Origin of the sequence: Paractinoplanes ovalisporus (assembly GCF_016834655.1) — a bacterium.
GTDB lineage: Bacteria > Actinomycetota > Actinomycetes > Mycobacteriales > Micromonosporaceae > Actinoplanes > Actinoplanes ovalisporus.
Map to the genome: position 1 here is coordinate 1 of NZ_JAENHP010000027.1, position 17774 is coordinate 17774.

General features: G+C 71.1%; 19 protein-coding genes. 11 read left to right on the forward strand and 8 right to left on the reverse strand.

Features of this window, described 5'->3' with window-relative positions:
* On the reverse strand, positions 1-228 hold a 228-nt coding region (locus tag JIG36_RS52860), incomplete at its 3' end, for a hypothetical protein (protein ID WP_236049545.1).
* Between JIG36_RS52860 and JIG36_RS44475 the strand changes: the two genes are divergently transcribed.
* From JIG36_RS44475 to JIG36_RS44490, 4 genes are read left to right on the forward strand one after another with little or no spacing between them, the layout of a single operon-like run.
* A complete protein-coding gene (locus tag JIG36_RS44475; RefSeq protein ID WP_236049546.1) occupies positions 227-802 on the forward strand; it encodes an efflux RND transporter periplasmic adaptor subunit in 576 nt (191 codons plus the stop codon). The two genes, JIG36_RS52860 and JIG36_RS44475, sit on opposite strands and share 2 nt — an antisense overlap.
* Positions 799-1521, forward strand: a complete 723-nt coding sequence (locus JIG36_RS44480) for an ABC transporter ATP-binding protein (RefSeq protein WP_203382943.1) — start codon at positions 799-801, stop codon at positions 1519-1521. Before JIG36_RS44475 ends, JIG36_RS44480 begins: the two co-directional genes overlap by 4 nt.
* Positions 1518-2717, forward strand: coding sequence for an ABC transporter permease (locus JIG36_RS44485; protein ID WP_203382944.1), 1200 nt, complete (start codon positions 1518-1520; stop codon positions 2715-2717). The genes JIG36_RS44480 and JIG36_RS44485 overlap by 4 nt, the downstream gene beginning before the upstream one ends.
* A gap of 19 nt (positions 2718-2736) precedes the next feature.
* Positions 2737-3297 (forward strand): hypothetical protein, encoded by a 561-nt coding sequence (locus JIG36_RS44490; RefSeq protein WP_203383052.1) that lies wholly within the window; start codon positions 2737-2739, stop codon positions 3295-3297.
* A gap of 289 nt (positions 3298-3586) precedes the next feature.
* On the opposite strand, the gene JIG36_RS44495 is transcribed toward JIG36_RS44490, so the two are convergent.
* Entirely contained in the window at positions 3587-4312 is a 726-nt protein-coding gene (locus tag JIG36_RS44495; protein WP_236049547.1) for a hypothetical protein, read from the reverse strand.
* 85 nt (positions 4313-4397) lie between these two features.
* On the opposite strand from JIG36_RS44495, the gene JIG36_RS44500 reads away from it, so the two are divergent.
* The 3 genes from JIG36_RS44500 to JIG36_RS44515 all read left to right on the forward strand — a co-directional run bounded on the left by JIG36_RS44500 (position 4398) and on the right by JIG36_RS44515 (position 8197).
* Positions 4398-4571, forward strand: coding sequence for a hypothetical protein (locus JIG36_RS44500; RefSeq protein WP_203382946.1), 174 nt, complete (start codon positions 4398-4400; stop codon positions 4569-4571).
* A gap of 219 nt (positions 4572-4790) precedes the next feature.
* Positions 4791-7769, forward strand: a complete 2979-nt coding sequence (locus JIG36_RS44510) for a helix-turn-helix transcriptional regulator (protein ID WP_307873160.1) — start codon at positions 4791-4793, stop codon at positions 7767-7769.
* A 170-nt stretch (positions 7770-7939) separates the two neighbouring features.
* Positions 7940-8197, forward strand: a complete 258-nt coding sequence (locus tag JIG36_RS44515) for a hypothetical protein (protein WP_203382947.1) — start codon at positions 7940-7942, stop codon at positions 8195-8197.
* A 187-nt stretch (positions 8198-8384) separates the two neighbouring features.
* Here the strand turns inward: JIG36_RS44515 and JIG36_RS44520 are convergent, their stop codons facing one another.
* Positions 8385-9380 carry a TerC family protein gene (locus JIG36_RS44520; RefSeq protein ID WP_203382948.1) on the reverse strand — a complete coding sequence of 332 codons (996 nt, stop codon included), beginning with the start codon at positions 9378-9380 and terminating at the stop codon, positions 8385-8387.
* 550 nt (positions 9381-9930) lie between these two features.
* Here JIG36_RS44520 and JIG36_RS44525 point away from each other — a divergent pair.
* From JIG36_RS44525 to JIG36_RS44535, 3 genes are read left to right on the forward strand one after another with little or no spacing between them, the layout of a single operon-like run.
* Positions 9931-10584, forward strand: coding sequence for a GOLPH3/VPS74 family protein (locus tag JIG36_RS44525; RefSeq protein WP_203382949.1), 654 nt, complete (start codon positions 9931-9933; stop codon positions 10582-10584).
* A 50-nt stretch (positions 10585-10634) separates the two neighbouring features.
* Positions 10635-12149, forward strand: a complete 1515-nt coding sequence (locus tag JIG36_RS44530; RefSeq protein ID WP_203382950.1) for an APC family permease — start codon at positions 10635-10637, stop codon at positions 12147-12149.
* Entirely contained in the window at positions 12146-12748 is a 603-nt protein-coding gene (locus JIG36_RS44535; protein ID WP_203382951.1) for a GNAT family N-acetyltransferase, read from the forward strand. The genes JIG36_RS44530 and JIG36_RS44535 overlap by 4 nt, the downstream gene beginning before the upstream one ends.
* A 58-nt stretch (positions 12749-12806) precedes the next feature.
* Here the strand turns inward: JIG36_RS44535 and JIG36_RS44540 are convergent, their stop codons facing one another.
* The 3 genes from JIG36_RS44540 to JIG36_RS44550 form a co-directional block, all read right to left on the reverse strand.
* Positions 12807-14543 carry a serine/threonine-protein kinase gene (locus JIG36_RS44540; protein WP_203382952.1) on the reverse strand — a complete coding sequence of 579 codons (1737 nt, stop codon included), beginning with the start codon at positions 14541-14543 and terminating at the stop codon, positions 12807-12809.
* Positions 14544-14690: 147 nt separating this feature from the next.
* Entirely contained in the window at positions 14691-15089 is a 399-nt protein-coding gene (locus JIG36_RS44545) for a VOC family protein (RefSeq protein ID WP_203382953.1), read from the reverse strand.
* Positions 15089-15391, reverse strand: a complete 303-nt coding sequence (locus tag JIG36_RS44550) for an ArsR/SmtB family transcription factor (protein WP_203382954.1) — start codon at positions 15389-15391, stop codon at positions 15089-15091. Before JIG36_RS44550 ends, JIG36_RS44545 begins: the two co-directional genes overlap by 1 nt.
* A gap of 191 nt (positions 15392-15582) precedes the next feature.
* On the opposite strand from JIG36_RS44550, the gene JIG36_RS52865 reads away from it, so the two are divergent.
* Entirely contained in the window at positions 15583-16050 is a 468-nt protein-coding gene (locus tag JIG36_RS52865; protein WP_236049550.1) for a MazG-like family protein, read from the forward strand.
* Between the two features lie 75 nt (positions 16051-16125).
* On the opposite strand, the gene JIG36_RS44560 is transcribed toward JIG36_RS52865, so the two are convergent.
* Both JIG36_RS44560 and JIG36_RS44565 read right to left on the reverse strand, forming a co-directional pair.
* Positions 16126-16542 (reverse strand): hypothetical protein, encoded by a 417-nt coding sequence (locus tag JIG36_RS44560; RefSeq protein ID WP_203382955.1) that lies wholly within the window; start codon positions 16540-16542, stop codon positions 16126-16128.
* Positions 16543-16776: 234 nt separating this feature from the next.
* Complete coding sequence (locus JIG36_RS44565; RefSeq protein WP_307873161.1) at positions 16777-17529, reverse strand: GntR family transcriptional regulator; 753 nt, start codon at positions 17527-17529, stop codon at positions 16777-16779.
* Positions 17530-17774 lie beyond the last annotated feature (245 nt).

Sequence of the window (17774 nt, forward strand, 5' to 3'; positions counted from 1 at the left end):
GCAGGCGGAACTGGCCGTGGACGAGGCCGAGGCGGCGGTCGCGGGCACGGTGCTCAAGGCGCCGATGGCGGGCACGGTCACCGCGGTCAACGGCACGCTCGGGAGCAGCAGCAGCAGCAGCAGCAGCAGCGGTTCGTCGAGCAGCAGCGGGAGCCAGGCCGGGGGTGGCCAGACCGGCGGAGGCCAGAGCAGCAGCTCCAGCAGCACAAGCAGCAGCAGCGGCTTCATGGAGATCCAGGACCTGACGAAGATGCAGGTCACCGCCGCCTTCGCCGAGGCCGACGCGACCAAGCTCAAGGAGAAGCAGACCGCGACGGTGACGTGGAACGCGCTGAGCGGCACCACGGCGACGGCCAAGGTGGCGGCGGTCGACCCCTCGGCGACGACGTCCAACAACGTGGTGACGTACGGGGTGACGCTCTCGCTGGACAAGGTGCCGACCGGCGCCAAGGCGGGGCAGACGGTCAGCGTCGCCGTGACCACGGGCAGCGTCGAGAACGCGGTCATGGTCAACGCGGCCGCGATCACCACGGTCGGCAACCGGCACTCGGTCACGGTCGTGGCGAACGGGGCCCAGGAGGTACGCCAGGTCGAGATCGGTCTCGAGGGCGACAGCGCCACCCAGATCACCTCCGGGGTCGAGGCGGGCGAACAGGTCCAGCTCACCGCCACGTCGAGCACCACCACCGGCGGCGGCACCCAGGGCGGCTTCCCGGGCGGCGGGGCCGGCTTCCCGGGCGGCGGCAACCTCGGTGGCGGCGGCGCTCCGGGCGGCGGCAACTTCGGCGGGGGCGGGCGATGAGCCGGCCGGTCCTCGACGTCCGCGACCTCAAGAAGATCTACGGCGAGGGCGAGGCCACCGTGCACGCGCTGCGCGGGGTGTCGCTGACCGTCGAGCGCGGCGACTACCTGGCCATCATGGGTTCGTCCGGCTCCGGCAAGTCGACCCTGATGAACATCCTGGGCGCGCTCGACATCCCCACCTCGGGCACCTACCGGCTCGACGGCGTCGACGTCAGCAAGCTCGCCGATCGGCAGCTCGCGCTGGCCCGCAACCGGCTCATCGGGTTCATCTTCCAGGCCTTCAACCTCATTCCCCGTACGTCGGCCGTGGCGAACGTGGAGCTTCCGCTGGCCTACGCCGGGGTGAAACCCAAGGAGCGCCGCCGCCGGGCGATGGCCGCGCTCGAGGTGGTCGGGCTGGCCGACCGCGCCCGGCACGAGCCCAACCAGCTCTCCGGCGGGCAGCAGCAGCGGGTCGCCGTGGCCCGCGCGCTGGTCACCGAGCCGGCCCTGCTGCTGGCCGACGAACCCACCGGCAACCTGGACAGCCGCTCGACCGCGGACGTGCTCAGCGTGTTCGACGAGCTCAACGCGGCCGGCCGGACCATCGTGCTGATCACGCACGAGACCGAGGTCGGCGACCGCGCCAAGCGGCTGATCCGGCTGGTCGACGGTCAGATCGTCCACGACGTCCGTCAGGCCCCGGTCGGGGCTCTCGCCGGAAGGCATGCCCGGTGACTTTCTACGAGGTGGTCCGGTTCGCCCTGCGCGGGCTGTCGGCCAACAAACTGCGCTCGTCGCTCACCATGCTCGGCATCCTCATCGGGGTGGCCGCGGTGATCCTGCTGGTCGCGGTCGGCAACGGCTCGGCCCAGGCGATCAGCGACCGGATCGAGGCGCTGGGCACCAACACGATCACGGTGATGAGCACCGGCCGCGGCGGCTCGAGCAGCACGGCGCTGACCAAGGACATGGCCGACGCGCTGGTCGACCCCGTTCTGGCGCCGGACGTGAAGTCGGTGTCGCCGGTGGTGAGCTCGTCGGCCACGGTCACGTACGAGGGCACCGACCACGACGTCAGCTCGTTCGTCGGCACCACGCCCGGCTGGTTCACCGCCTCGAACACCCCGGTCGGCAGCGGCTCGGCGTTCACCGCGGACGACGAGGCCCAGGGCCGGCGGGTGGTGGTGATCGGGCAGACCGTGGCCGAGGAGCTGTTCCCCGGCGTCGACCCGATCGACAAGCAGGTCACTGTCGGCGGCGCGTTGTTCACCGTGATCGGGGTGCTCGACGAGAAGAGCTCCACCGGCTTCCAGGACGCCAACGACACCGCGGTGGCGCCGCTGAGCGCCGTCCGGCAGGTGCTCACCGGCTACGGCTCGCTCAACTCGATCCTGGTCGAGGCGGTCACGCCCGACAAGGTCGACGCCGTGCAGTCCGAGGTGTCGGCCGTGCTGAACCAGAAGATGGACGTCGCCGACGGCGCGACCAGCACCCCGTACCGGATCCAGAACGCGTCCCAGCTGCTCGAGACGCAGACCGAGACCGCCGACACCTTCACCACGCTGCTGGGCGCGGTGGCCGCGATCAGCCTGCTCGTCGGCGGCATCGGCATCACCAACATCATGCTGGTCACGGTCACCGAGCGGACCCGCGAGATCGGTATCCGCAAGGCCCTCGGCGCGCCCCGCCGCACGATCCTGACCCAGTTCCTGATCGAGGCCACGCTGCTCAGCGTGATCGGCGGCGCCCTCGGGGTCGCGGCCGCGCTGATCGGCAGCAGTTTCGAGATCGTCGGGGTCAAACCGGTGATCGTGCCCAGCTCGGTCGGGCTCGCCCTGGGCGTGTCCATCGCGATCGGACTGTTCTTCGGCGGCCTGCCCGCCAGCCGCGCCGCCCGCCTGCGTCCCATCGACGCGCTGCGCTACGAGTGAGGACCCCGCTGTGACCCGAATGAACGACGACACCGCCGTGATCGAGACCGTGCCCGCCGACGGCCGGCCCGCCGACGACCAGCGCGACGACGGTCTCGCCGCCGAGCTGGCCCGGGCGGCGCCCCGGCGCTGGTGGAACAAGGGCACGGTGGTGCTCGGCGCGATCGTGCTGCTGGTCGGCGGTTTCGCCGGCGGCCTGCAGGCGCAGAAACAGTGGGGGACGGCCGACACGCCGGCCGGCGCCGGGGCCCGAGCGTTCGGCGGCGGCGGGCAGAACCGGGCCGGCTACGGCGCCGCGGGCGGCATGCCGAACTTCGGCGGGCAGGCTCCGGGCGCGGCCACCACCAGCGCGGCGGCGGCCGCCACGACCGGCAAGGTCAAGCTGGTCAACGGCACGACGATCTATGTGGAGACATCGGACGGCTCGGTGGTGACGGTCAAGACCGACGGCAAGACGTCGGTGTCGACGGCCACCAAGGGCAAGGTCTCCGACGTCAAGGCCGGCCAGTCGGTGACGATCCAGGGCAGCACCGGCGCGGACGGCACGGTCACCGCGACTTCGGTGACAGCGGCGAAGTAGCCGGGACGGTCACTGCTGCGTCGGTGGCGGCGGAGAAGTAGCCGGGACGGTCACTGCTGCGTCGGTGGCGGTGGCGAAGTAGTCGGGACGGTCACTGCTGCGTCGGTGGCGGTGGCGAAGTAGCCGGGACGGTCACTGCTGCGTCGGTGGCGGTGGCGAAGTAGTCGGGACGGTCACTGCTGCGTCGGTGGCGGTGGCGAAGTAGTCGGGACGGTTATCGCTGCGTCGGTGGCGGCGGCGTGAGGCGGACGGGGGACGCGGAAGCGAGGCCGCGTCCCCCGTTCCGGGCTCACTGCGGGACGGCGGCCAGGGCGGCCTTCATCTGCGCGACCGAGGAGGCGACCCGGCCCATGCCGTCGGCGAGGTCGGGGACCTGGCGGTTGGCCAGGGTGCCGGCCCGCACGTTGGCGGTGATCAGGGCGCCCTGCGCGCTGAGGTCGGCGCCGCCGGTGGCGCGGCCGATGTTGTGCTCCCAGATGTCGTTGACGCAGCCCCGCACCTGCTTGGCGATCTCGGCGGAGAGCCACTTCTTGTCGTCGTCGGTCAGTGCCACGGGAATGTCCTCCAGGTGCCAGGAGGCCGTCGAGGCCTCGAGTTCGGTCTTGTAGGAAGCGGAGAAGTGCGCGTGGTTGGTGTGCGGGTCGTCGCCGTCGTAGTCGGCGCGCTTCCAGTCGTTCGACGCCTCCCAGATGCGCTCGTTGAAGATGATGTAGCGCAGCCGCCGCTCGGCGCCGGAGCGGCAGCGGCCCAGCAGGAACTGCACGACGGTCTCCATGCTCACGGCGGGCAGCCGTAGCTCGCTGTCGACGTCGAGGGCGTGCACCTCGTTGACGTCGTCGGCGTCGCGGTGCCGCAGGAACTTGGAGTCCTCGTCCGGGGTGTGGTCCGACGTCGAGTCGTGGTTCTCGTCGCCGATCGTTCCTTCCGCGCCCTTCCGCCGCCGCGGCGCGAGCTCGTTGAACTCGGCGCGCAGCCGGAGCAGACAGGGCACCACGATCCATTCCGACATGGTCACCTCGCGTGTGTGTCTGTTGCGGTCTGCGCGGAAGGGCGGTGACAGACCTCCCCGGATACGTCGGCTCGCTGACACAATGCGGGGCATGGACGAAGCGACTCGTGAACGGGACGACACCGGCGGGGCCGGGATCAACCGGCGTGCCTTCTTCGGCCGGGCGCTGCTGCTGGCGGGCGGCGCGGCCACCGTGCTGACTCTCTCGGGCTGCCCGGGCGGGGACGGCGACGACGATGACGACGACGGTGACGACGACGACTGAGCCGGCACGCCGGTCGCGGTGAGGCGACGTGGGTGACGACGACTGACCCGCCGCGCCTGCCGCGGTGACGCGACGACGACGAGGGTGACGACGACTGATCCGTGCGCCTATCGCGGTGATAGGTGACGACTGATATGGCGTTGTCATATGTGAATCCATTGATGCATCGCCCCGCCGCTTCTTAGTCTGAGTCGGGCTCGGACCTGGGGAGGGGCAAGCGTGCAGTCCGACGTGAGTGCCCTGCGAGGCCGAGGCGAGATTCTCGCGACGATCGAGAACCGCCTCGGCGTGGGCGGTGGGGTCGCCCTGCACGGACCGGCCGGGATCGGCCGGACGGCGCTGCTCGACGCGGTCGCCACGGCGGCCGGCGCCCGGGGTGAGCTGGTCGTCCGCTTGCGCCCGGTGCGTTCCGAGCGCCGCATTCCGTACGCGGGAATCGCCGACCTGATGGCGCAGCTCCCGCAGTCGGCGGGATTCGATCTGCCACCCGCCCAACGGGCCGCGCTCGCCGCCCTGAGGCAGGGTCTGCCGCCGCGCGCCGGTGCCGCCGCGCTCGCCCGGCGCCTCGTCCTGCCGCTGCTGCTGGCCCGCTGCGCCCGCAGCCGGCCGGTTCTGATCGTGGTCGACGACTGCCAGTGGCTTGACGCCGAGTCGGCCGAGCTGATCGCGTTCGCCATGCGCCGCCGTCCCGGCCCCCGCGTCCGGGTGATCGCCGCCGAGCGCCGCCCCGAGCCGTACGAAGGCCGCCCCGAGCCGTACAAAGCCCGCACCGAGCCATACGAAGGCCGCACCGAGCCATACGACGGCCGCCCCGAGCCGTACAAAGCCCGCACCGAGCCATACGAAGGCCGCCCCGAGCTGCACAAAGGCCACCCCGAGCCGTACGAACGCCACCCCGAGCCGTACAAAGGCCGCACCGGACCGTCCGAGCGCCGCACCGGACCGTCCGGGCATCGCCCCGAGTCGACCGGGCGCCGCCGTGCCGTCCGGCTCTGCCCGGCGCCTGCCCTCGAACTGGCCGTGCCCCCGCTCGACGCCGACGACCTGACCGAACTGCTGGAGGCCCACGGCCTGGGCTGCCGCACGGCGAGCCGCCTGCACGAGGCCAGCGCGGGCAACCCGTTCCTGGCCCTCGCCCTCGCCGCGGCCCAGCCGTCGGGCGAGGCATGGCGCCCGGCGCCGCTGCCCGAGGCCGTCCGTGACCTGCTGCGCGACCGGCTTGCGGCCCTGCCCGCCGAGGCCCTGCGCACCCTGCTGGTGGCCGCGCTCGCGACCGACCCCACGGTCACCGTGCTGCTGCGGGCGGGCTGCGAGGACGCCGTACGGGACCTGCGCCTGGCCACCGCGGCCGGAGTCGTCGCCGTCGACCGTGAGTCCGTCCGTTTCACCCCGCCCCTGCTCGCCACCGTGATCGCCGAGGACGCCCCGGCCGGGCTGCGCACCGAGGCCCACACCGCGCTCGCGGCCGGCGCCGTCGACCCCGTCCAGGCCCTGCGGCACCGGGCGATGCGCAGCTCGGTGCCGGACGCGTCGGTCGCCCGCTCGCTGGCCGAGGCGGCCGCCCGCGCCCCCGGCCGCCGGGCCGCCGAGCTCTATCTGCTCGCCGCCGACCGGTGCCCGCACACCCATGCCGCCCGCCGCGTCGACTGGCTGGTCGAGGCCGCCCGCAGCGGGCTCGCCGGCGGAGCGGCCGACCTGGCCGGCCGGGCCGCCGAGGCGGTGCTGGCCGCCGACGCCCCGGCCCGGCACCGGGTGTGCGCCCGGCTGGTGCTGATCGACCTGGCCGGGCAGGGGCTGGCCGAGATGGGGGAGATGTTCGCGGCCGCGCAGGCCGAGGCCGGGGACGACCCGGCCCTGCGCGCCCCGGTGCTGCTGCGGCTCACCTGGGCCTCGCTGCTGCGCGGCGACCCGGACCGCGCCGCCGACGAGGCCGCCCGCACAGCCCTGGCCGCCCGCCGGGCCGGCGACCCGACCACCGAGGCCATGGCGCTGAGTGTGCTGGCCCAGATCGAACGTCTGCGCGGCGAGCCCGGCTGGTCCGACACCCTCACCCAGGCCCTCGTGCTGCCGGCCAACCCGGCGCCGGACTGGCTGCACTACGGCCCGCGCTATGTGGCGGCCCGGTTCGCCATGATGGACGACCGGCTCGACGAGGCCCGGGCCGCCCTGCTCGGCCTGCTGGCGGTGGCCGAGCGCGACCGCATCGGCGAGGCCCGGGTCGAGGTGCTGCGCAGCCTGTCCGAGGTGGCCACCCGGGCCGGGCGCTGCCGGGAGGCGTTGAACTACGCCCACCGCGCCGTCCGGGCCGCCCAGCGGGCCGGTCTGAGCCCCGGTCCGACCTGGTTCACGGCCGCCATCGCCGAGCTGGCGGGCGGCAGCCTGGCCGCGGCCACCGGTTTCGCCCGCCGGGGGGTGCGCGCCTCCGAACAGGAGGGCGACACCCTCTATCTGCGCCGCAACCTGCACGCCCTGGGCCAGGCCGAACTGAGGGCGGGGGAGACCCGGGCCGGGGTGGCGGCGCTGCGCCGGCTGCGTGACCTCGAGGCCGGTTCCGGCGGGGCCGACCCGATGATCGTGCGCTGGCACGCCGACCTGGCCGGTGGCCTGGCCGCGCTCGGCGAGCACGACGAGGCGGTGGCGACGCTGGCCGCGGCGAGGGCGGCGGCCGACCGGCTGGGCGACAACCCGGGGCTGGCCAGCTATCTGGACCGGGCCGCGGCGGTGGTGCTCAGCGAGAGCGGGCAGGTCGACTCGGCCGTGCTGCTGTCGGCCTCGGCGGCCCAGCATTTCGAGCAGCTGCACCAGCCGCTCGAACAGGCCCATTCGCTGCTCGTGCAGGGCAGCGCCGAGCGGCGGCGCCGCCGGTACGCGGCCGCCCGCCTCGCGATCGGGGCCGCGCTGACCATCTTCCTGGCCGCCGACGCCAAGCCGTGGGCCGAGCAGACCGAGCGGGCCCTGGCCGGCACCTCGGCCGCGGGCACGCCGATCGATCTCGGACTGACCTCGACCGAGCTGCGCATCGCCGGGCTGGTGCGCGACGGCGCGAGCAACCGGGAGATCGCCGGGCGGCTCTATCTGAGCGTGAAGACGGTGGAGGCGACGCTGACCCGCATCTACCGCAAACTGGGCGTGCGGTCGCGGACCCAGCTGTCGTCCCGTCTGCCCACAGTGGTGGCCGAAGTCACCACGAGTGTCTGACCAGCCACTTCGGCACTCAGAGTGACCCCGGCAACAGGATTTCCGTGGCCGCCATCACTTCCGTCTTCCAAGTTTTACCTGCTCGATTTGGGTATGAAGCGCCGCCCGCGGATCGTTGTACAGGAAGGCGACGAGGCCTATCGCCATCACTATCCGTTAAGGAGACGGCCATGCAGTTCACGACCACGCTTCGCGACGCGCGTACGGCGTTGGCGAACCGGCGCACGATGCGCGTCGCTCACCGCCGGCTCGCCGAGGAGCTGGCGTCGTTCCGTACCACCGCCGAGCGCGCCGAGATCGACGAGCTCCTCAGCCGGCACAGCGCCGAGGAGACCGAGCAGATCCGCGCGATCCTCTACCGCCAGGACGTCGAGCGTCAGCAGAGCAGCGGACGCCAGACCGCCGGTCTGGGCGGCTACCGGGGCTGACCCAGCCCACCGGGCCGGTTCGCCGGCCCGCCAGACTTCGACGCGGCCCCCGGGGGAAATCCCTCCGGGGGCCGTTCGCTGCCTCAGCGGTGTTCTTGCCGTGCGCTCTGACGTCGGGCCGGCTGTGAAGCCGTCAGTGGCGTTCCCTTGGCGTGCGCCCTGACGTCGGCCGGCCGGCGCGAAGCCGTCAGTGGCGTTCCTTGTCGTGGGCGCGCAGGCTGCCCGCGTGGGCCTTGACGTCGGGGTCCTTGCGCGACTTCATCAGGCTGGCCACCGTGGTGACGGCCAGGACGCCGATGATGACGATGAGCGACAGCGACGTCGGGATCTCGGGCGCCGACTTGGTGATGTCTTCGTGCAGCCAGTGCAGGATCAGCTTGACGCCGATGAAGGCCAGGATGACCGACAGGCCCGCCGAGAGGTAGACCAGGCGGTCGAGCAGCCCCTTGACGAGGAAGAACAGGGCGCGCAGGCCGAGCAGGGCGAACGCGTTGGCGACGAAGACGATGAACGCCTCGTTGGTCACGCCGAACACGGCCGGGATCGAGTCGAGCGCGAACAGCAGGTCGGAGCTGCCGATCGCGATCAGCACGATGAACATCGGGGTGACGACCCGGCGGCCGTCGACCCGGGTGATCATCTTGCCGCCGATGTAGTCGTCGGTGACCGGCAGGAACCGCTTGCTGGCCTTGACCAGGGCGTTGTCCTCGACGTCGGGGTCTTCGTCGCGGTGCCGGAACAGCTGGACCGCGGTGAAGATCAGCAGCAGGCCGAAGAGCAGGAACATGAACGAGAACGCGTTGAGCAGCGTCGCGCCGAGGGCGATGAAGATGACCCGCAGGATCAGCGCGATGATGATGCCGAAGGTCAGCACCTCCTGCTGATACTTCTCGGGCACCGCGAACGTGGTCATGATGATCACGAAGACGAAGAGGTTGTCGACCGACAGGCTCTTCTCGACGATGTAGCCCGCGAAATACTGCGCGCCGAAGTCCCAGCCGGCGATCGAGCCGAAGACGACACCGAACGCGACTGCGACCGCGATGTAGAAGACGGACCAGGCGGCCGCCTCGCGGAAGCCGACGGCGTGCGGCCTGAGCACACCGAGTGTCAGGTCGAGGGCGAGCAGGGCGACGATGACCCCGATGGTCAGCGTCCAGCCGAGCGCGGTGACCTCAAGCATGGGGAAGGAACCTCCGGGCGGATAAGCGGGGCGGCAACCTGTTGATCGTCCCCGGTTGAGCTGGGAGATTGCTGAACGGAACCCTGCCTTACCAGGGAGTTTAGTCGGCGTCCCCGATCGCGCGACCGTTTCCCAGGATGCCCGCCGCCGAAGCGGTCCGCAGTTACTCTCCGTGCACTAGCGATCTTGCGCGCACTGTCCGTCATCGCGATGCACGTGCATTCGCACACCACGTCGGGGGTACGCCAAATGCATCGAAAGACGTGCATCAAACTGTGAATTCTAGTGTGCTCAATAATCGTTTGGACCCTAAAGGGCCTGGTAGGAGAATTGCTGCAGAATGCATTCTGCGTCCGGCCACATCGGACGAAAATTCGGTCCCAAGAGGACGTTGCGCAAAGATGACCTCGCTGGCATGCTACGCGATGTCGTTCTGGGGGGCGCAGACCGTAACGAAGGCAACGAGCCGCGAGCATCACTTTGGGTAATCACGGGGCGAGGCATCCGCGCGTCACCCCCTGTGCATACCGAAGTGGAGAGGAGACGTGCCGTGACGGCATCGGCTCAGCTACCCCTCGCCGATGATCTGTTCCTCACCGCGCACGATTCGGTCAAGGGCAAGTGCCTGCTCTCTCCGGCGACACTCGGCCTCGGCATGGCCGCCGCCCTGATCGGCGAGCTGGTGCTCTGGCGCCGCCTCGACATCGTGGACGGCAAGATCCAGATCATCGACGACCGGCCGACGGGTGATCCCGCCGCCAACGCCGTCCTCGACCAGCTGCTGCGCGAGGGCCACCATCGGGCCGTACGGGACTGGATCTCGTTCCTCGCCACCGGTGTGGCCACCGACCTGGTCGAGCGCCGCCTCGCCCGCGCCGCCCTCGTGCAGCGCCAGGAGAAGCGTGGCCTGTTCGGCAGCAACAAGGTCTCGTTCGTTCCCTCCGACTCGATGATCGCCGGGTGGCCCGCCACCCGGATCCGCACGTTCGTCGGCCGGGGCGAATACCTCGACATCCCCGACCTGGTCCTCACCGGACTGATCCTGGCCACCGGTCTCGACCAGCACGTCTTTCTGACCCTCGACGTCCGCGACCGCACGGCGCTGTTCGAGCAGCTCCGGCGCCGGCTTCCCGCCATGCTGCTCGAGCTGGTGGGCCAGGCCGAGGCCGCGGTGGGCGACGCCGTCATGGCCCGGCGCGCCTGACACCCCCGACTCTCAACACACCCCCTTCTCAACCCCCTCCTGGAGACCGCGTGTCCGCCACCGCAACAAAACCACCCCAGAGCCAGCTGTCGACAGCCCTGGCTCGTGACCGCCTCGGCGTCGCCGCGGTGGTCTTCTTCGTCATGTCGGCCGCCGCGCCCCTCACCGTGGTCGCCGGCGTCGTGCCCACCGGCCTCGCCGTCACCGAGCTGACCAGCATCTCCATCGCCTTCGTGGCGGTCGCCGTGGTGCTCGCGATCTTCGCCGTCGGCTACGTCGCCATGGCCCGGCACATCGCGAACGCCGGCGCCTTCTACGCCTACATCTCGCAGGGCATCGGCCGACCGCTCGGCGTCGGCGCGTCCTGGGTGGCGCTGCTGGCCTACAACATGTTCCAGATCGCCGCGTACGGCGGTTTCGGCGCCATCGCCTCCCCGCTGTTCGACAAGTGGTTCGGCCTGGACATCCAGTGGTGGATCCTGGCGCTGGTGGTGTGGGCGCTGACCGCCGTCCTCGGCGTCCGCGACGTGGCCGTGAACGGCAAGGTCCTGGCCACCCTGCTGGTCGCCGAGATCATCGTGGTGTTCGCGTTCAGCATCGCCGACCTCTTCTCGCCCAACTTCCAGGCCTCCTCGGCCCCGGTCGACGTGAGCAGCCTGGTCGGCCCGGGCGCCGGCGCCCTGCTGGCCATGGCCATCACCGGCTTCGTCGGCTTCGAGCAGTCCGTGGTGTTCAGCGAGGAGTCGCGCGACCCGCGCCGCACGGTGCCCCGCGCCACGTACATCGCCATCGCCCTGATCGCCGTGCTCTACGGCTTCGCCGCCTGGTCGATGATCTCGGCCGCCGGTCCCGACGTCGTCGGCCGGGCCGGGCAGGAAGGCCCCGACCTGTTCTTCAACGTCGCCTCCGACCAGCTCGGCGGGCGCGCCGTCGACCTCGGCTACGCGCTGTTCCTGACGTCGCTGATCGCCGCGATGATCTCGTTCCACAACATCATCGCCCGCTACATGTTCTCGCTCGGCCGCGAAGGGGTGCTGCCGCGCGCCTTCGGCCGTACGGTCCCCGGCACCGGCGCCCCCAAGAACGGCTCGCTGATCCAGAGCGCGCTCGGCCTGACCGTCATCGTCGTCTACGCCGTGGCCGGCTGGGACCCGCTGGTCAACCTGTTCTTCTGGGGCGGCAGCGGCGGCGGTATCGGCGTGCTCCTGCTGATCACCCTGACCTCGATCGCCGTCATCGGCTACTTCGTGCGGCACCCGGAGGGCGAGGACTTCTGGCACCGCCTCGGCGCGCCCGTGCTCGGCACGGTCCTGCTGCTGATCATGTCGTACCTGGCCCTCAGCAACATCGCCACGCTGTTCGGCGTCGACCCCGGCAGCAAGCCGACCTGGGTGGTGCCGCTCGCGTTCGCCGTGCTGCTCGTGGCGGGCGTCATCTGGGCGCTGATCCTGCGCGGCAGCCGCCCGCAGGTGTACGCCGGCATCGGCCTGGGCGCCCGCAGCGCCACCTCGACGGGCGGTTTCTCCGCCGCTCTCGCCTCCACCGAACCGAAGGACCACCAGTGACGTCGTACCCCGAGATCCGCTCCGCCCGTGACGAGGAGATCCCTGCGATCGGGCACCTCATCAGCCACTCCTTCTTCAACCTCGACGCGAACGCCTATCTGGTGCCGCCGCTCGACGACCGCCTGAAGGTGATGGCCGACTTCTTCACGCTGCTCACCGAGCACGCCCAGAAGTACGGCCGGGTCGACGTGATCGACCTGCCGGAGGGGGGCGGTCACGCGGCGACCGCGGTCTGGTTCGACTACACCAAGGAGTCGCCCGACCCGGAGGCGTACGAGGAGCGTCTGAACGCCCTGGCCGGGGAGTACATCGACCGGTTCGTCGCGCTGGACGTGCTGTTCGAGAAGCACCACCCGCACGACGCGCACTGGCACCTGGCGTTCCTGGCCGTGCACCCCGACCACCAGGAGCACGGGCTGGGCAGCCTGCTGATGGCCCGCACGCACGAGGAGCTCGACAAGGCCGGCGTCCCGGCCTACCTCGAGGCGACGAACGCCAACAACGTGCGGCTCTACCACCGGGTCGGTTACGCCGACATGGACCCGTTCGAGATGCTGCTCCCCGACGGCACGCCGTTCTTCCGGATGTGGCGGGCCTGACAGCTTCCGTACGAGAGGGCGCGGCCACCGTCCGGCCGCGCCCTCTGTTCACTGCTTTTCACCAGCTGAACTCGGGTCCCCGTGCGGTACCGCCGGGCAGCAGCGGGCGCTGGGTGTACTCCCACGTCTCGACCAGCACCAGCCGGCGCCCGCGCGGGGGCTTCAGGTCGACCGGGCCGCACGCGTGCTTCAGCGCGAAGTCCGTGAACATCAGACCCTTGCAGGTGTACGGGCCGGAGACCACCTCGTCGCTGGAGGCGTCCCGCAGCGTCAGCGAGATGTCGGCCTGCACACCGGGCATCGCCTCCATCTGGCCGATCACCCGCACGTCGCCGCCCACGGAATGACACGGGCGTGCCAGCACGGGGTGGCCGAGATCCCAGTCGTACTCGTCGCCGCACTGCCATGGACCGAACGTGGCCTCGGCCCGGGCGCCACCCGGTCCCGCCGACACTCCGACGCCGACCGGGGCTTCCGGGTTGCGGCCGTCGCCGGCCGGCCCCGGCTGTTGCGCGGGCAATGCGCCGCCGGGGCCGCTGGGCAACGCGCCGGCGGGCAGGCCGGGAACACTGGGCGGGGGCGCGCTCAGGGCCGGCGGGGCCGAGGTGGCGACGGCCCGGCTCGGGCCCAGCATGCTCTGCGCACCGGGCCCGGCCGACGACTGCGGCGGTGACGCGGCGGCCGGTCGGTCACCCGATCTGATCAGCTTCCACGCGTTGAAGCCGCTCACCCCGGACACGGCCACCACGCCCGCCATCAGCGCGATCATCGCCCAGGGTCGGCGCCACATCCACGAGCGGGGACCGTTGCGCGGGCGTTTGCGCGACGTCGGCCGGCGTACGGAGGGATGCGCCACGGCCCGGATGCCCAGATGCGGGGTGGCGGTGTCTTCGGGCTCCTCCTCGGGGGCGGCCATGGCGGGGACACCGGCGGTCCGGCGGGCGAGTTCGCGCAGGGCGGCGCCCAGTTCGGCGGCGGCCGGTCGGCGCTCCGGGTCCTTCGCCAGGCACCAGGTGATCAGCTCCCACACCGGCTGGGGCATGCCGTCGGGGCGGACCGGCGTCTCGTCCAGGTGACCCCGCAGCACCGCCAACGGCTCTCCCGCGTACGGGGGAGCCCCGGTCATGAGTTCGAAGAGGACGACGCCGGCCGAGTACACGTCGGAGGCGGGGACGGCCTCGCCCTGGATCGCCTCCGGAGCCATGTAATGGGGTGTGCCGACGATGGCCTGCGGGGTGGTCAGGCCGGCGGTGTCGAGCACCCGGGCGATGCCGAAGTCGGTCAGGCGGACCTCGAGGCGGCCCTCGTTCTCCTGCAGCAGGATGTTGTCCGGCTTCACGTCGCGGTGCACCACGCCCAGCTCGTGGGCCTGGGTGAGCGCGGCCGCGACCTGGGCCAGCAGGTCGGCGGCGTCGGCCGGGGCCAGGGTGCCCTCGGCGCGCAGATGGTTGCGCAGGCTGCCGCCGGACACGTAGTCCATGACGAGCGCGAGCGACCCGCCGACGCTGAACAGGTCGCGGACGCCCACGATGTTCTCGTGGCGCATCATGCTCAGGATCGTGCGCTCCTGCACGAAGCGGATGACCAGCTTGGGCTGGCGTAGCAGGCCCTCGTGCAGCAGCTTGACCGCCACGTCGGCGCCGGAGGACCGGTCGATGCCGCGCCAGACCGTGCCGGTGGCGCCGTGCCCGACCGGGCAGACCAGGACGTACGAGTTGCCGACGCAGCGGCCGCTGAGATCGGCGGTGGCCGCCTCGCCGGGGACACTGCCGGTCAGGGACGGGGATGACTGCACGTGACGTCGGGTCCTTCCGATCGGGGGCGTATCGACGCCGATCGTCCGGATCGATCCCGATAAGGGCAACCGTTCGCCGCCCGATCTCTCATGAACGGCGAGTCACGGCGTCACCCCGTCACCGTCATCCCCGGTGACTCGTTCGGCCTATTCAGCCGTCTCTTTCATCTGGATGATCTGGATCAGATTGCCGCAGGTGTCGTCGAAGACGGCCGTCCAGAGCGTGCCCATGTCGGCCGGCTCCTGGGTGAACCGGACGCCGAGGCCGCTCATGCGCTCGTATTCGGCCTGCACGTCGGCGACGGTGAACTGGGTGAACGGGATGCCGTCGGCGACCAGCCCGGCCTTCCACGGCTTGGCGCCCGGGTGGCCCTCGGGCTCGAGCAGCAGCTCGCACCCCTGCGGGTCTTCCGGGGAGACGACAGTCAGCCAGCGCGACTCGCCGAGCGGGACGTCGTGCTTCTTCACGAAACCCAGCACGTCGACGTAGAAGCGCTCGGCCTTGGCCTGGTCGTCGACGATGACGCTGGTGATGGTGATGCGCATCAGGTCTCCTTGGTCTCCGGCCGGCGCCAGCGTTCGGTGAGGCGCCGCAGGGGTGTGGTGTCGAGGTAGTGGAACTTGTAGCGCCCGTCGCGCCGGCTGGTGACCAGCCCCGCGGCGGCGAGCGTGTCGAGGTGTTGCGAGACCGACTGGCGTGAGGCCGTGTGCTGGTGTTTCATGGCCAGCCGGGCGCAGATCTCGAACAGGGTCTGGCCGTCGCGCTCGGTCAGCTCGTCGAGGATCTTCCGCCGGGTCGGGTCGGCCAGCGCGCGGAAGACGTTCTCGTCCTCCGGGCTCTCGGTCATGCTCCCCACCATAGGCAAGTGTTCACTTGCCTATCAACCCCGACCAGCCGTTTTCTTCCGTACGGGGTAAGGCCGTGCCGCTGGCTGTCGGTCGCCGGTCGGGGTCGTCCTGGTCGTCCGAACGGGGACGGGGCCACGCGCGCGCGGGCTGGGGCAGCTACGGTAGCGGCTGCCGAGGGCGGGGGATTGACGTGAGTGATCCGATCTGGCCGGCGGTCGACGCCGCGCGCAAGTGGCTCGACCTGTCGAACGGGACCCTGCCGCTCGAACTGACCTGCCGCATCCTCAAGGTCACGGAGGAGGCGGGCGAGGCGGCCCAGGCGTGGATCGGCCTGCTGGGGCAGAACCCGCGCAAGGGCGTCACCCACACCCGCGAGGAGGTGGCGGCCGAGCTGGCCGACGTGGCGTTCACCGCCCTGGTCGCGATCGCCAGCCTCGACGTCAGCCCGCACGACGCCCTGACCGCATGCGCGACCAAGGTCCGGGCCCGGTTCCCGGCCGCCCACGAGCCCGTGGACGCGCCGTATCCCGCCTACCCGTCGTCCCCCTCGGCCGCGCCCGGTCGGGCCGGGCCCGGCGGTCCGGCCCCGGCGGACGATCCCGTTTCCCCCGCGCCCCCGATGACGTGGCCGCCTACGTCGCCCGGTCGCGGCCTCTGAGCGCGTCCGCCCGCCGGATGTTTTCCACAGCTGGGGGCGGGCCCGGAAACCCGCCCCCCGGATCAGAAGTGGGCGTTACCGGCCGCAGTAGGCCTTGGGGGTGGTCACCCAGCCCGAGGTGCCACCGTTGGCGTGCAGGCGCCACTGGGTGATGCCGTAGCCGTAGTTGTACTCCCAATATCCGTCCTGCTTGGTCGGGTAGGTGATGTTGCCACCGGCCCGGACCGGGTCGATCTCGACGCGCATCTGCTGGCCGCCGGGCTGCTGGTCGGTGGCGTTGAGGTGGTTGACGTGCGCCTGGTCGGTCTCGTCCCACCACATGTAGGCGAAGCCGACGTTCGGGCTGGTGGTGATCCGGACCCCGCAGTAGGCGCCGGAGTAGTTGAGGTACTGGACGCCGAACTTCTGGTTGGGGGCCGCGGCCTGGGCCGGTGCGGCGGCGGTGGCCGTCAGGAGTCCGGCCACCAGAGCGGTTTGCATGGTTTTACGCATGGTGCCGACGCTAGGGAAGCGATGTGTCGGCGAGAACGGTCAACTGTCCCCTGAGCTGGGTCGGGGACAGATAGCGGAGCGTGGGGGTGCGGCGCGGAGCGCCGCGAGGGTGAGTGGTTCCGCCGAATGAAGGGTGCGGACGACAGGAGCGCAGCGAGCGGCGGCCGCGCCCGGCCTCCGCGGGAGCGACGGTCTGTACTCCCCACCTCGATGGGACATCCGGATCTTGATCTTCTAACCGGCGCTGAGGTTGATCTCGAAGCTGTAGCGGCTGGCCCGGTAGACGTGGCTGCCGTATTCGAGCGCGCGCCCGCCGGCGTCCCAGGCGGTGCGGGTCATGGTGAGCAACGACGCGCCGCGCTTCTCCTCGAGGACCTTGGCCTCGGCCGGCGTGGCCGAACGGGCGCCGATGACCTGGGTGGCGATGCGCGGGGTGAGGCCGTTGCGGCGCAGCAGCTCGTAGAGGCCGTGGGACGCGAGGTCGTCGTGGGTGAGCGGCAGCACGTCGACCGGGATGGCGTTGTGCATGAGGGCCAGGGGCTCCCCGCCGGCGTACCGGAGACGTTCGATCCAGGTGACGGCGGTGCCGGGGGCGATCTCGAGGGCCGTCGCGACGGTGTCGGAGGCGGGCATGACCTCGAGGCGCAGCACCTCGGTGCGCGGGGCCCGGTCGCCGGCCACCAGGTCGTCGTAGAGACTGGACAGTTCGACCGGGCGGCGGACCTTGGGGTGCACGACCTGGGTGCCGACGCCGCGCTTGCGGACGAGCATGCCGCGCTCGACCAGATATTGGATGGCGCGCCGGGTGGTGGGGCGGGACACCCCGAGGCGTTCGGCGAGATCGACCTCGTTCTCGATCCGGGCGCCGACACCGATCTCGCCCTTCTCGATCAGCTCCTGCAATCGGGTGGCCACCTGGAAATACAGCGGTACGGGAGAGGTCCGGTCCACTTCGACTGGACGGACCCGCGCCTGTGGGGAAGTCACCGCGAAACCCTCGCTCCCTGAGTTTGTCATGACAAGCGAACTCAGTTTGTCGTTACAAAGTATTGACGTACGCGGCTCCAAGTTATTACATCGAAGGCAGCAAACCTAGAGTCGCCGGTCGGCTACCGGCGGCAATCACCCTCTTTTCACTGCGCCGTAATCAGCACGGCATCCGGTGCGCGTCAGCGTGCCCACATCTCGCGATCTCAGGCGAATCCAGGGGTTCCGGAGGCTTACGCATGCCC

Coding starts and splice junctions, on each gene's coding strand:
- JIG36_RS44480 (WP_203382943.1), top strand. CDS start 799: ATGAGCCGGCCGGTCCTCGACGTCCGCGACCTCAAGAAGATCTACGGC.
- JIG36_RS44520 (WP_203382948.1), bottom strand. CDS start 9,380: ATGCTTGAGGTCACCGCGCTCGGCTGGACGCTGACCATCGGGGTCATC.
- JIG36_RS44550 (WP_203382954.1), bottom strand. CDS start 15,391: ATGACCGAGAGCCCGGAGGACGAGAACGTCTTCCGCGCGCTGGCCGAC.
- JIG36_RS44515 (WP_203382947.1), top strand. CDS start 7,940: ATGCAGTTCACGACCACGCTTCGCGACGCGCGTACGGCGTTGGCGAAC.
- JIG36_RS44545 (WP_203382953.1), bottom strand. CDS start 15,089: ATGCGCATCACCATCACCAGCGTCATCGTCGACGACCAGGCCAAGGCC.
- JIG36_RS44560 (WP_203382955.1), bottom strand. CDS start 16,542: ATGCGTAAAACCATGCAAACCGCTCTGGTGGCCGGACTCCTGACGGCC.
- JIG36_RS44490 (WP_203383052.1), top strand. CDS start 2,737: ATGAACGACGACACCGCCGTGATCGAGACCGTGCCCGCCGACGGCCGG.
- JIG36_RS44500 (WP_203382946.1), top strand. CDS start 4,398: ATGGACGAAGCGACTCGTGAACGGGACGACACCGGCGGGGCCGGGATC.
- JIG36_RS44475 (WP_236049546.1), top strand. CDS start 227: ATGGAGATCCAGGACCTGACGAAGATGCAGGTCACCGCCGCCTTCGCC.